The following is a 13,645-nucleotide window of genomic DNA, read 5'->3' on the forward strand; positions in this document are numbered from 1 at the left end:
GAAAATCTCAATTTCTAAAATTAACAGATAGTGCCAGATACAGAAGTTTTTGACTATTAATTAATCAATTATTAGAAAAAAATCCCCCCTTCCCCCTCTCCCTCTTTCTCCCCTTCCAAAACAAATGCGTTTTGATACCGACTTTGAAAAAACCCTGCTTAATAAGGGAGGCTAATGAGAGAGAATTGTTTTACGGTTCGGGGGAAGTAGGTAATATTTGCACTCTGAAGTCATCTTTGGCGGGGATAAAGGTAAAAGTATCTGGTGCAAAGGAGGGTTTAAAGTTCCAATTAGAAAATAACACCGTATATTGAGGGGCATGAGGTAAATTTTTATAGGTGACGATCGCCTTTTTCACTAAAAGAGGTTCATCTTGACTAATCCACAGTTGTCCATCCCAATCTTTAGTAACAATTAATATTTGATCCGTTTCCTCTCGATTAACTAAATTACTGCCGATGTATAAAGGTTCTCCAACCATATCATCTAAGACAGCACAAGGATTACTGGTGAATAAATTAAACATCGGGATAGTGAAACCGAATTTTTCCTCAATGGTGTTGAGCATTTCATCAATATTAGCGGGTGCTTCTTTGGTGGCAAAAACCTTCAAATCGGGAGAAAACAAGGTAAAAGATTTACCATCATAATAAAAATTTCTATTACCTTCATCCGCTACGGTATCAACCCTTACCATATTGGGTCTCTGTACTGACACTTTTTTGTAACCGCTATATTGGACTTTTGCCCCCGATGTGAGAACGTTGTCATAGGTGATGTCCATTTCTACACTCAAGGATTGTTGACTCTTGAGAAAATCACAGACTTGGTTTAACAATTCTTCCGTTGTTATCGATGTTTCTTCTGTTGCTGTACTTGTACCAGGATTATTTTGAGCTTGTATTTTTGGCACTAACCCTAAGCTAAAAGTTACACAGAAAGTCAAAATTAATAAGGTGCGTAAATAATTCATGAGTTTGACATTGTACTTAATAGAATTAGTTGAGTTTAAAATTCAAAATTTACGCAAAAATTATGAAAACCCTTTATTTTTTATGTCGATCTCTTAAACAAGTAAAATTCGCCAAAATGCGTAATTTCCGAAGTTGATGCTCTTAATTCTATTTAATAACAATTTTCGTTTTATAAGCGTTAAGTTATGTTTCAGAGTCTTCTTTCATCCAAGCTAGTATTAATTCATAGCCCAGAATCAAGATTACAGGACCTACAAATAAACCGAGAATACCGTGGGCAAGTGTTCCGCCAATTACCCCTAATAAAATGATCACTATAGGTACTGGTAGCCCTTGCCCCATTAAAATTGGTTTAAGTATGTTATCAATTAAAGTTGCACCAATCATCCAAATGGTGAAAAGTAAAGCCCCAAAAGGATTCATGGTTGACCAAGCAAAGACGATCACACCTAAAACTATCAAACCTGGACCAATCTGAATAATACTGAGAAATAAACACACTAAGGTTAGTATTCCCGCAGCCGGAATTTTCCCTAAAATCAAGCCACAAGCCACCAGCAGGGTTTGAATAACTGCAACGCCAATGACACCACGAGTAACACTGCGTATCGTTATAGTTGCTAGTTGGATAAATTCTTCTCCTCTCGATGGAGCTAATCGTGAAACAAATAAGATTACACCTTGATTAAGACTTTTGGCTTTCAGAGTTAATATGACTGCAATAACGATAGATATAATAAATTTCAGTAAGATTAAACTGATATTGGTCGCTTGTAATAAAAGGGTTTTAGAAAATTCTACTATTTGGGTGTGAAATTGACTAATTAATCCTTTAAGATTTACCGATGCCAGTCGCCAAAGTTCACTTAAAGATTTACCAATAATTGGTATATCGGCAATCTCAGAAGGAGGCGGCGGTATAACTAAAGTACCTGCATCAATACCTTCAACAATATTTTGTGCATTATGAAACAGAACTGTTGCAATTATACTAACAGGACCTAAAATAATGACAATACCCACTAAAGCAAGGATGATGGCCGATAATTTGGCTCTCCCCCCAAGACGGTTTTTCAACCACTCAAATACAGGAAAGAGGGCGATCGCCATGATCACTGCCCAAAGGATGATGATGATAAACGGACGAATCAGAATAAAACACCAAGCCAATAAGAAACCGATCGTAAAAAACTGAATAATGGGATTGATAAGTTTAGAATTATTTTTCATAGGTTTAGCTATCTAGGACTTTCTTTTCAAAGGATTTAAGGAGAATAAGTATGTACTCATGTAAAAAATTAATTGTATAGAGGCAATGCAAGGCAATGCAAGATAATGCAAGGCAAAGGGTTTAAACCCATTGTTAATTAAACATAACTTTGAGAAAAATAAAATGCAGTATTAATTTTATTCACTTACTTATATAAAATTAAAGCAATAACTAAACTTAAAATTGTTGCCACTCAATAACCTCCAAACCGAAAAACATATATTCCGAACCTTAGACAAGAATTATTAGTCGAAATGGCAAACAATATATTATTTTGATTCTAACCAATTAATTAAATGTCTTCTCACTTGCTTTAACCTTAAAAAAGGGTAGTTTAGATACATGGTTTTTTTTGCTAATTTTTCGGAGTATTTTCTGACAAATTATTCCTGATTGCTATAAAATCCTCATTCCTTTTATATTGACAATCAAATGTGAATTAATTAAAATTAATAGGAATAATTATCATTTAATTTAGCAATGAGTAACCCTCTGATATATGACACCAATACAGTTATTCTTTTACCCAATCATCCACTAAAGAGTCAAAGAATTGTTAATTGGGCGGAATGTACTATTGAAAATAATAATCAGGAAAATATTATTCATTTTCCTCCTCGTTTAGGAAAAGGATACAATCGTCAAATTAGTTTAAGGGGAGGATTAACAATTGAGATTATCGAAGCACAACTGAAAGAAACAATGTATTTGCAAAGAAAACATGAAAGTAATTTTCCTCTCACATCACATTTTTATCTTTCTGGGATGTCCACAGTAGAAACATTCAATACATCTGAAATTAAACCAAGTTATATCGAATCAACTGGGAAAAATTACCTTTATCATTTACCTGATTTAAGAGAAGTGGAAAAATGGTCTTGTAACACAAAAATTAGGGTTATAAGTATTTATGCACCTGTAGATTATTTTCAAGGTTTTTGCATAGGAGAAAAAACAAATTATAATCCCATTTTAAACTTAATTAATGGTGATCGAACGTCGAAATTTCATTTACCATTAGGGGAAAATAATCCTGAAATACTAAAGGCATTATCTCAAATTTATCAATGTCCTTATCATGGTTTAACGAAGCAATTATATTTAGAAAGTAAAGCCCTAGAATTATTTGCTTTGCAGTTTAATTGTTGCGATTCATCGACATTTACCCCTCAAAAATTAAGTTTAAAAAAAGATGATCTCGAGCGAGTAGAATACGCCAAAGATATTTTAATCAAGTCTTCCCTTAATCCTCCTTCCTTAACAGAATTAGCCAGAAAAGTAGGATTGAATGATCGTAAATTAAAACAAGGATTTAAGCAATTATTTAGCACAACCGTATTCGGTTATTTATATAACTATCGCATGGAACAAGCACAAGAATTACTGAGAGATTCTAATTTATCAGTGGCTCAAGTAGCATTAAAAGTGGGATACTCTAATCCAGAAGCTTTTAGTACAGCATTTAGACGCAAATTTGCTCAAAGTCCAAAAAGCTATCAGTTAACTAACTAAGATGTACATTCCATAGCCGATCCTTTTGAGATCCCTTTTATAATTTTAACAATTAGAATAAAAGAAATAAATAACAATAAATTTTATGTTAAATACATGCTTATTTTGGTCTATATTATCTGCAATTTTTGTAGCTTTAAGAACTATTTTTGCTAAAGTTGGGAAAGTTTATTCTTGATGATAAGTAGAACTCTTTGTGTTACAAAATTCCTAATTTTGTGTAGAGTATATTCTTGGCAAAAAAAGGGCTTGAGCCCTTAATAGAAAGTTATTTTCTTTAGCAATATTTATGAATTAAATTAATTAATGCTGTTTTTTCAAAGGGTTTTGCTAAAAAATCTCTCGCTCCTGTTGACTCTAAAATATCTTCTTCAATATTGTTTTCTCCACTAATTAAAATAATGGGAATTGATTTAAAAACAGGACTACTTTTTAAGATTTTGCATAATCGATTACCGTTAATTCCGGGCATAGAAATATCCATAATAATTAAGTCTGGATTACTTTTAAAAAGGAAAGAAAGGGATTTCATCGGTTCAGAAATAGTGGTTAAGTGATATTTATTAGTATCTAAATAAGAACTAATTATCTCTAGCATCGCAGGGCTATCGTCAATACAAACGATCGAGTATTTTTTCTCATTTACTACGGGTTTTTTGACTTTTATCGGCGGAATTTCTGGCAATGAATTGGAAACATTATTAATAGGTATTTGAGGCAATAAATTTAAGGGGGATTTAGGAGGCTTTAATTGTATGATTCCTTGTTTAATATAGGGTAATAATAATTGAGCTAATTTTAATTCATCTTGTTTAATTAATAATGCCAATTCTCTGATACTTAATTCATTCATGAAACGGGCTAATTGCTTTAAAACTTTTCCAGATAAAAAACCAGATACTTCATATTTATCTAAGATACTAGAATTTTTGCACACTGGTATTTGATGGGGAGAAGTAATTATTGGGCTTAGTTTTTTCCATGATAACCACCTTGATTTAATATTGTTAATTAACAGTTCAATATCAATTAAATTTTCAGTATTTACTACCTCATTCTCCGCCCATTTTAACGGTTTTAATTGCGGTGAAATCAAATTTTCTTCATGATTTTTGCTTAACCAGTATAAAGATTCTATCGCATCTTCTGAAATTTTTTGTTGAAGCAAATATTTTTGAATATTGGTGATAAAACCTTTTTTTTCTAAATGAGATATTTGATGTTTAATATGAGCTTTATTATTTTTTAACAAATCAAATTTATCTGCATTAGAATGATCTATTTTTTTGAGAAAATGTTTTAATTTATCTCCTGAATGTAAAGAATGATTAGCAAATTCAAGCTTTCCATCTACTAAAAAAAGTTGCCATAAAATTCCGTTTTTGTAAATTTCAATATTACCAGTGGTATTAGATACGTTTAAATCTTCAAAAAAGTTGCTAGTTTTTAGAGTGGTATTCATAGTTAATAATTTATATTTAATAATTAGATAAAGTTTGTAGTGATGACTTTAGTCATTTGCCTTTCAAAAGAGCCAAAGCCCTTACTAAGAACGTAACGAATTAATTTGATTAATTGTAGTTTTTCTCATAATTAATAGATGATTAATGACTCTAATTGGTTAATTAATTCTTGTTCGTTAAAAGGTTTAGAAAAATAAGCATTTGCCCCTAAATTAAAAGCAATTTTTTTGTGTTTATCATTACTGCGAGAAGTTAACATAATAATTGGTAAATTTTTCAATTCTGGGTTGCCTTTGACTTCTTCTAATAAGCCATAACCATCTAAACGAGGCATTTCCACATCGGAAATTACGGCTTTGACGACTAAACCGTTAAATAATTTATCCACCGCTTCCCTCCCGTCTTTGGCTTCTTCTACCTGATAACCTGCTTTTTCAAGGGTTAAGGCTAAATAGTTGCGTACATTGATGGAATCATCGACGATCAATATACGTTGCATTTCTTCTTGATAGTTGATGTTTTCAAGGGATGAGATATTATTGTTTTGACATCCCTGTAACATCTCTACAGGATCAACTAGAGGGATGACTCTACCATCTCCTAAAATAATCGAACTGTTAAAGCCTTGGGGTAAAGGGATAGGGCATTGTATGGGATACACGGTTACTTCTTGTTCTCCCCATACTTTATCTATATACATACTACTTAAATTGTTTCCTTCGCCGACAATTAATACTGTTATGGTATTAACTAAGGGATTGCCTTTTAAGGGATTGGCTTTGTAAGGACGTTGAAAGATAAGAGATTCTTCTGTTTTAATCAGGGGAAGGCGATGACTGTGCCATGAAATTAATTCTTGATCGACTTCTGTGATAATATCAGCAGAGGAAAGAATTTTTAATTCTCGAATACTGTTGTGGGGTATAGCGAATATAAGACCATTTCTTTCTAGTAACATTACTCGCAAAACGGAAAGGGAAAAGGGAATATTGATAATAAACGTTGTACCCTTGCCTTCGGTGGTTTTGACTTGAATATCTCCCCTGATTTCTTTAAGGGCAGTTCGCACTACATCCATCCCAACTCCCCTTCCCGAAAGTTCGGTAACTTGCTCTTTTGTACTAAAACCGGGTTGAAAAATATAGTCTAATAGTTGAGAGGATGACATTTGAGCAACCGTAGTTGGGGGAATACCTTGATTGATAAGGCGATGACGAATTTTGTCGAGGGAGATGCCTTTACCGTCATCTTCAATGGAGATAATGGTTTGATTGGCACGATTTACCGCCGTAATGGTTATTTTCCCTTCGGGGGGTTTGCCGTTAACAATACGAATGTTAGGAGATTCAATACCGTGATCGAAGGCGTTACGCAGTAAGTGGTTAAGGGGTGAGTTGAGTTTTTCTAACACTGCTCGATCGATAAGAGTGCTATCACCTTCAATTTGTAACTTAACTTTTTTCTGAAATTGTACCCCTAAATCTCGAATCATCCGAGGAAATTGTCTAACCACATCGGCAAAGGGTGTCATCTGGGTGCGAGAGACATTTTTTTGCAAGGCGGTAGTAGTTTGATTTAATTCTCTGACGACATTTTGTATATCTAACAACCCTAGTTGAATATCTGTGCCGACTTCTTTTAGTTGAACCATGGTTTCAATTTGAGATTGAGTGACAAGATGTAATTCACTATACCGATCCATTTCTAAAATATCGAAGGCGGTATCTCCAATACTATTTACTGTGGCTGTGGGGGTATTAATTAAACCTTCAATAGAAGCTCGATCGTACCACTTTTTCAATTGTTCTTGTGATTCTTCTAATTGAATCATTCTTTCATACATCAAACTGGCAAAGTTTTTTAAGTCTTCCAGTTGGGCATTGATGACGTTACGCTCAAGAATCAACTTACCAAACAAGGTGTTAAACTGAGTTAGTTGGTTAGCTGGAATTTTAATCATCGTGACAGTTTCCCTCGTGGTAGGCTCATTTTCTAAGGCAACGGCTTTGACACTGAGGCTATTTATAACAGGTGTTGCATTTTTTTCATTTTCTAAAGCGGTTAATTCTTCTGTTAATGCCGTCAAATCAATGTCTAAGTCTTGTTCAAAATCAAGCCCCATCGGGATAAAATCAATACTATTCGGTATTTTGTCAAAACTACCCCGTAAGGCTAAAGAATGTGAGCGTAACCAAGTTTTTACAGCTTCTTCGGCAAAGGAGGACAAATCTTCCGCCGTTGTTAGCATGGTTTCTTTTTGAATATTTTGAGACAGTAGAGTAAAAGCATCAATATCCGCCATTTGACTGAAAACCATTAACTCCTCCCCCAGAAGCATTAAGCCTTCTCGTAACTCGTCTGTATTCAAGTTCTGGATTTGCACCGCAAACTCTTGTAAGAGTCGATCGACTTCTTCTTCAAATAGCTCTAATTCCGATCCAGAGCTTTGATTGAGGGCAAAAAGGTTTTTTTCATCCTTTCCCTGTAAATCTCCTAAAAAACTCCTTAAACCTTCAAATATGACGATATTTTTAGTTTCTAAAACTGTAATATCTAAATCTCCCCGATTTTGGTAGAAATGAACGATATGACGCAGATTATCAACTCCTTCGAGAAAGAGTGTTTGTAAATCATCACTAGCGGTAATAGAGGCAAAACGAAGCCTAAATATTTTCAAAAAATCTTCAAAACGGTGGGTTGCATTGCTTAAAAGGGTAAATCCCATCATCCCAGCCCCTCCTTTGAGAGAATGGGCACAACGTAAAGCCACATCAAGGCTTTCTGGATTAATTTCTTGACTAAATACCGTTAAAAAGATATGTTCTAGTTGATCTAAATACCCGTGTGCTTCATCTAAAAAATTAAACCGAATTTGTGTTTCTCTATCCATAAATTTTTACTTTTTTTTGACAGGCAAGATACTTGTTTTACTCAGATCTTGCACCAGTACAATAATACCAATGAAACAAAACGGGAAAAATCAATTTTAGGAGTTTTAAAATCAATTCTGATTACTTTTCCCTCTTCCCTCTTCCCTCTTCCCTTTTCCCTATCCTCATCGAGAATTGATGATAGAGATGCAAGATACTTGTTTTACGGTTTGTCGTGACAGGCAAGATGTCTGTTTTACGTTTCGTAGTGAGGGCTTTAGCCCTTTTATTCCACTTTGAATTGTTCAACAGCAGACTGTAACTGTTGAGCTACTTGAGCAGTATTGCGCATGGATTCGGCGACTTCTTGAGAAGATTTGAGTCTGGTTTCTGAATACTGGGCAATCTCCTGCATTAACTCCGTTACAAGGGCTGAAGTATCTGTTTGTGTCACCGTTGCTTCTGAAATCGATCGCATTAAATCGTTAATACGTTGTGATCGTTCTAACACCGTTTCGAGACGTTTTTTGGTAGCTTCTACTAAACGAGTACTATCGACTACTTGAGCCGTACCTAATTCCATCGCTTGGGTAACTTCCTGAGTCTCCACTTGAATAGAGGTGATGATTTTAGCGATTTCCTTCGTAGCGGTGGCCGATTGTTCAGCTAATGCTCCTACCTGTTCAGCTACAATCGTAAATCCTTGTCCTTGTTCACCCGCCCTACCAGCTTCCACACTGGCATTGATGGCGAGAAGGTTAGTTTTGAGGGCTATTTCTTCGATGAGGGATACCACCTGAGAAATTTTTTGGGATGATTCCCCTAAACGCTTGATTTTCTTAGCGGTTTCCCCAACGGTACTTCTCAAGGAAATGATACTATTAACGGTATCATCCATTACTTGTGTACCTGCTTGGGTTTCTTGGAAAGCCGAATCAGCGAAGGTAGAGGCTTGACGGGCGTTTTCGGCTACCATTTCGATCGACTTTGACATGACTTTAACCGATTTAAGAGTATTATTAGTAGCTTCCGCTTCTTTAATTGCCTGTAGGGTTAACTGTTCGATCGACTTTTCATTTTCCCCTAAAGATGTGCTAACTTGAGAGGTGGACTGTTTTACTTGAATGGCAATTTCTCGCAAGTTATCGATAATAGCGTTAACTAAGTCAGCAACGGTACTAATTTCCATAGAGTCTAAACTAGCTTTTACCGTCAAATCCCCGTCTAATGCACCTTCAACTTCTTCTAATAACTGATAAATTGCCGTTTGTAGGGCTTCTTTTTGTTTCTCCCTTTCCTGTGCCACAGTTTTTTGTTCATCAATCAGGTTATTGACTTGTTTAACAAGGTTATTAAAACTATCTCCGAGGGTATAAGTTTCTTGAGTGCCTTGTAATTCTACTTTAACATCTAAGTTTCCTTCCGCTACCTGTTGAGCTTTTTTAGTTAAATTGGTGAGGGGTTGAGATAATTGACGGGCTAATAATACCACTACTCCAATGGCGATCACAGCTAAGGCAACCGCTATGAGAGTGAGAGTTATCGCCAATTCTTGCCCCGCTTGAGCGATTTCGGATTTGGTAACGGAGGCAACCACTGCTAAATCACTTTCCGGTACATTAAGAATGTTAAAAATGCGGTTTTGTAATTCAAAGGATAAAACTAACTCATCAGTAACAGTATTGCTGATATTAGCGTTAGTGATGCCATTTTTATTATTTATTTTATCAATTACCTGTTGTGGTTCTTCAGGATTATCGGTAATGGCACTCTGAAAAATCTGCATTGCCTCGATTAAGGGTTTACCCCCTAATACATCTCCTAATGCTTTTGCTTCATCCACCTTAAAAGTGCTTAACGCTTCCCCAGAAGAAACGCTAATTACTTGCACTTGTTGTGCGTCAGAAATCTTCACTTTCAAAGAATCAAAAATTTCCTCGTTTAAAAATTCGATCGATTTACTAATTTTTGTTATCCCTAGAAAACTTGTGCTGATAGGATCTTTTATAGTTCTAATTAAAGTAACAAAAGCAGTGCCAGAGGCTTCGTCAAAATAAGCAGGTTCAATTACTCTGCGATTATCTAAAGTGACAGAATCCCACCAAGGCAAGGTATCTTGTACAATATCTACTGATTTATCACTATAGGCGATAGCGTTACCATTTCTTTCTACCACCACAATATTATCTAACTTTTTTTTATCCCCAAGGAGTTGCAGATATTGATTCACTATTGGATGTTTACTCGGCACTTTATTACTACTGGTTTCTTCCCCCGCCACTTTTAAGGCATTAACCAAGTCTCGATTAATTTCTAGTACATCTGTAACTCCAAAAATTCCCTCCATCGACTGTCGAGTGGCTTCCGCCGCTAATCTCAAAGTTTGAATAGTGTCTATTTTTAATCTTTCTTTTGCTTGACGTTGAGTAAAGTTAATGGCGATCGCTGATGCAATGGCTAGAGGTACAATCACGGTAGGTAAGACGGTGATTAATAACTGAGTGCGGAGAGTGCGTCGAGAGGAAGTTGAAGAATCAGGGGAGGAAAACTTTTGTCTTAAATCAGTGAAAAATTCCCTAATAATTTGTTTTCTGAGGTTAGAATGAGATAACCCTTGATTTTGAATAGAATTTCCTGATATTTTGTTTAATATAGTCATAAATCATCCCAGATAGTAAGTAATGAGTAATGAGTAATGAGTAATGAGTAATGAGTAATGAGTAATGAGTAATGAGTAATGAATAGGTAAAGATTTCTTAATGGTTAATTAATTATTACTTTTCCCTCTTCTCTCTTCCCTTTTCCTTACCCTCACAGAAAAACTATGGGGCAAACTACCTTACTTCGATTGTTTGATGTTGCTAAATAAAGTCGATAAATCTAAAATCAATAATTCTTCGTCATCCTGTAGAAAAGAACCAGTAAAATAGGGTTTTAAAGAAAGAGGTAATTTTTTTTGTGGTAGTACATCGTAGATTCTTTCCTCGGTAGAGATTTCTTCGGTGATGACTCTGGTTACGCCCTGAATTTGATGCACCGCAACACCAATTAATAAATCAGAAGGGGACTCTTTCAAAACGATGACGTGATATTGTCGTAAATAGGAAGAAAGGGGAGATAAACCCATTAAATGCCCTAAATCAAAAATACAAAAGACGGCATTGCGTGAACTAGCCAATCCCATAGCCGCATTGGGCATTTGAGGAATAGGCGTAATACGATCTCCTGAAATTACTAAGGATTCCTGAATATTACTCATGGCAATTAAAGCGGATAATTGATTAATCCCAAAACGCAAATAACGATCGCCCTTAATGGTAGAGTTTTGAAATAATTGCGGTAATAGCTCTTGCAAGCGAGATAGAGTAGAAACAGTGGACATATTAGGAATTAAGAATTAATAATAAAAAAATTTAGGGTTGTATTCCCCCTTTTTTCTAAGAGGGTTAGAAGGGATCTAATTCTCATTTAGAGGGCTTTAGCCCTTACTACGAACCAATTAAAAATAATTTTTACCAGTTTAAAGTAGAGCAGTTTTGACTGCATCAATTAATTGATCTTTCGAGCAAGGTTTGACTAAATAGGCTTTAACTCCTTGTTTGGTTGCCCAAAGTCGATCGACGGGTTGATCCTTCGCAGTACAAGCAATAACTGGTATATTGGCGGTATCAGGATTTTTCTTTAGTTGACGACACATATCCAAGCCTCCCATTTCTGGCATCATCCAATCGGTGACGATCAGATCGGGTTTTGACTCCGAAATCTTGGTTAAGGCTTCCTGCCCATTTTCCGCCCTAATCACCCCGTAACCATTGGAGGTTAAATACTCACTGATTAAATCTAATTCTGATTTAAGATCGTCCACGACCAAAATTTGCATGATTTTTAATTCATTTAGGAATCATTTTTAGTGTATAATAACAAACTTTATAGATTTTTACAATAAGTATTCATCGCTAAAATCTTTGCATAATGGGTGTTGTTAAAAAAAATTTTTATAGGTTTCATTTATAAATTAAGTTAAAATAAAATGAAAAACATTTATAATTTTATTAAATTTTGCAACCAACAGGAGAAAAAATGCTTCAAAAATATCTACGCCTCACGGGTTTAGGGTTAGTAAGTTTAGTGATTACCTTATCCTTATCGTTTTATTTTGGAGTTAACGCTCAACCGCCAAAAACAATTACATTTGTATCTTATGCAGTAACTCAAAGTGCCTATTCTAAAATAATTCCTCAATTTACAGCCGATTGGAAGAAAAAAACGGGACAAAATGTTGAGTTTCGTCAAAGTTATGCTGGTTCAGGAAGTCAAACTAAGGCTATCATTAATGGTTTAGAAGCCGATGTTGCGGCGTTAGCATTAGCAGGGGATACAAAAAAACTAGAAAAAGCGGGATTAATTGAGCCAGGTTGGGAAGATAGAGCTCCCAATGATGCGATCGTCACTAAATCTGTGGTAGCATTTGTTACTCGTGATAAAGGGGTAAAGCCCACAAAATGGAGTGATTTAGCGGATGAAAAAGTGAAGGTAATTACGGCGAATCCAAAAACATCAGGGGGGGCGCAATGGAATTTTTTAGGGTTATGGGGTTCGGTGGCACTCAATGGAGGTACAGAAGCTCAAGCAAAGGCATTTGTCAAAAAAGTATATGATAATATTCCAGTCGCTGAATTACCCAAAGATGCGAGGGAAGCCAGTGACGTATTTTATAAACGGGGTAGGGGAAATGTCTTGTTAAACTATGAAAATGAGGCAATTTTAGCCAAGAAAAAAGGCTCAAAAGTGCCCTATTATGTACCAACAGATTATAATATTTCCATCGACAATCCCATTGCCGTAGTGGATAAAAACGTGGACAAACACGGTACAAGGGCGATCGCCGAAGCCTTTGTTAAATATACCTTCACCCCACAAGCACAACAAGAATTTGCCAAAGTTGGTTTTCGCTCAGTTAATCCTCAAGTAGCTAAAGAATTTACCTCTGAATATCCAGAAGTGAAAAAATTAGTAACGGTGAAAGATTTTGGCGGTTGGGGTAATATTCAGACAAGATTCTTTGCCGATAAAGCGATTTTCGATCAAATAGCATCTGGAACATTTGGAAGATAAATGTAAGGTGGGTATTACTTATAACTTGCTTGTAGTAATAATTAAAGCCACTAGCCCTTCTGCAATATAGTAATATCAATTATTGTTAAGACGTTGTAATTTACGCATTTGTACGAAAAATCAAGGTTAATTGAGATCGCTTCGTGCCTCGCAATGACAGAATATCGTTATGATTGCGTAAGTCTTAGACGTTATAATTTCCTACCGTAAAACTGGCTGATAAACCTGTATCTCTATTTCTGGAGGTGTCTTTGTTGACACTCCCATGCCCTTGATGCGATGGGATTCTTGGTTCAATGAGGTTGCTTACCATGACAGGTATCGCTACCAATCAAAATAGAGGCATCCTCTCCCCAAGCGTTTATTGTCTTAAAGACAAAAGTTCCCGTATGCCCTACGGTACTTAGAGCCTTTTTCAAAATGTTGATAGCGGCATTTATA

General features: G+C 35.5%; 9 protein-coding genes. 2 read left to right on the plus strand and 7 right to left on the minus strand.

From position 1 onward, the window contains the following. Window positions 1–190: 190 nt before the first annotated feature. Window positions 191–973, minus strand: coding sequence for a DUF2092 domain-containing protein (locus FWJ34_RS13165; protein WP_308255785.1), 783 nt, complete (start codon window positions 971–973; stop codon window positions 191–193). 184 nt (window positions 974–1,157) lie between these two features. Next, window positions 1,158–2,204: an AI-2E family transporter gene (locus tag FWJ34_RS13170; RefSeq protein WP_308255786.1), complete on the minus strand. Its 1,047-nt coding sequence runs from the start codon at window positions 2,202–2,204 to the stop codon at window positions 1,158–1,160. A gap of 520 nt (window positions 2,205–2,724) precedes the next feature. Here FWJ34_RS13170 and FWJ34_RS13175 point away from each other — a divergent pair. Then, window positions 2,725–3,756 (plus strand): AraC family transcriptional regulator, encoded by a 1,032-nt coding sequence (locus tag FWJ34_RS13175; protein WP_308255787.1) that lies wholly within the window; start codon window positions 2,725–2,727, stop codon window positions 3,754–3,756. A gap of 277 nt (window positions 3,757–4,033) precedes the next feature. On the opposite strand, the gene FWJ34_RS13180 is transcribed toward FWJ34_RS13175, so the two are convergent. The 5 genes from FWJ34_RS13180 to FWJ34_RS13200 all read right to left on the minus strand — a co-directional run bounded on the left by FWJ34_RS13180 (window position 4,034) and on the right by FWJ34_RS13200 (window position 11,969). After that, entirely contained in the window at window positions 4,034–5,218 is a 1,185-nt protein-coding gene (locus FWJ34_RS13180) for a response regulator (RefSeq protein ID WP_308255788.1), read from the minus strand. A 131-nt stretch (window positions 5,219–5,349) separates the two neighbouring features. Then, window positions 5,350–8,109 (minus strand): hybrid sensor histidine kinase/response regulator, encoded by a 2,760-nt coding sequence (locus FWJ34_RS13185; protein ID WP_308255789.1) that lies wholly within the window; start codon window positions 8,107–8,109, stop codon window positions 5,350–5,352. 266 nt (window positions 8,110–8,375) lie between these two features. Continuing rightward, window positions 8,376–10,748, minus strand: a complete 2,373-nt coding sequence (locus FWJ34_RS13190; protein ID WP_308255790.1) for a methyl-accepting chemotaxis protein — start codon at window positions 10,746–10,748, stop codon at window positions 8,376–8,378. Window positions 10,749–10,928: 180 nt separating this feature from the next. After that, window positions 10,929–11,471, minus strand: a complete 543-nt coding sequence (locus FWJ34_RS13195) for a chemotaxis protein CheW (RefSeq protein WP_308255791.1) — start codon at window positions 11,469–11,471, stop codon at window positions 10,929–10,931. 138 nt (window positions 11,472–11,609) lie between these two features. Next, on the minus strand, window positions 11,610–11,969 hold the full coding sequence (locus tag FWJ34_RS13200) for a PleD family two-component system response regulator (RefSeq protein WP_396231923.1): 360 nt from the start codon (window positions 11,967–11,969) through the stop codon (window positions 11,610–11,612). Window positions 11,970–12,169: 200 nt separating this feature from the next. On the opposite strand from FWJ34_RS13200, the gene FWJ34_RS13205 reads away from it, so the two are divergent. Then, on the plus strand, window positions 12,170–13,204 hold the full coding sequence (locus FWJ34_RS13205; RefSeq protein ID WP_308255792.1) for a sulfate ABC transporter substrate-binding protein: 1,035 nt from the start codon (window positions 12,170–12,172) through the stop codon (window positions 13,202–13,204). Window positions 13,205–13,645 lie beyond the last annotated feature (441 nt).

The organism is Geminocystis sp. GBBB08 (assembly GCF_016743215.1).
Lineage (GTDB): Bacteria > Cyanobacteriota > Cyanobacteriia > Cyanobacteriales > Cyanobacteriaceae > Geminocystis.

What these genes read in the sequence shown, in the direction of transcription:
- FWJ34_RS13175 (WP_308255787.1), top strand. Translation starts at nt 2,725, where the DNA reads ATGAGTAACCCTCTGATATATGACACCAATACAGTTATTCTTTTACCC.
- FWJ34_RS13170 (WP_308255786.1), bottom strand. Translation starts at nt 2,204, where the DNA reads ATGAAAAATAATTCTAAACTTATCAATCCCATTATTCAGTTTTTTACG.
- FWJ34_RS13185 (WP_308255789.1), bottom strand. Translation starts at nt 8,109, where the DNA reads ATGGATAGAGAAACACAAATTCGGTTTAATTTTTTAGATGAAGCACAC.
- FWJ34_RS13205 (WP_308255792.1), top strand. Translation starts at nt 12,170, where the DNA reads ATGCTTCAAAAATATCTACGCCTCACGGGTTTAGGGTTAGTAAGTTTA.
- FWJ34_RS13200 (WP_396231923.1), bottom strand. Translation starts at nt 11,969, where the DNA reads ATGCAAATTTTGGTCGTGGACGATCTTAAATCAGAATTAGATTTAATC.
- FWJ34_RS13180 (WP_308255788.1), bottom strand. Translation starts at nt 5,218, where the DNA reads ATGAATACCACTCTAAAAACTAGCAACTTTTTTGAAGATTTAAACGTA.
- FWJ34_RS13195 (WP_308255791.1), bottom strand. Translation starts at nt 11,471, where the DNA reads ATGTCCACTGTTTCTACTCTATCTCGCTTGCAAGAGCTATTACCGCAA.
- FWJ34_RS13190 (WP_308255790.1), bottom strand. Translation starts at nt 10,748, where the DNA reads ATGACTATATTAAACAAAATATCAGGAAATTCTATTCAAAATCAAGGG.
- FWJ34_RS13165 (WP_308255785.1), bottom strand. Translation starts at nt 973, where the DNA reads ATGAATTATTTACGCACCTTATTAATTTTGACTTTCTGTGTAACTTTT.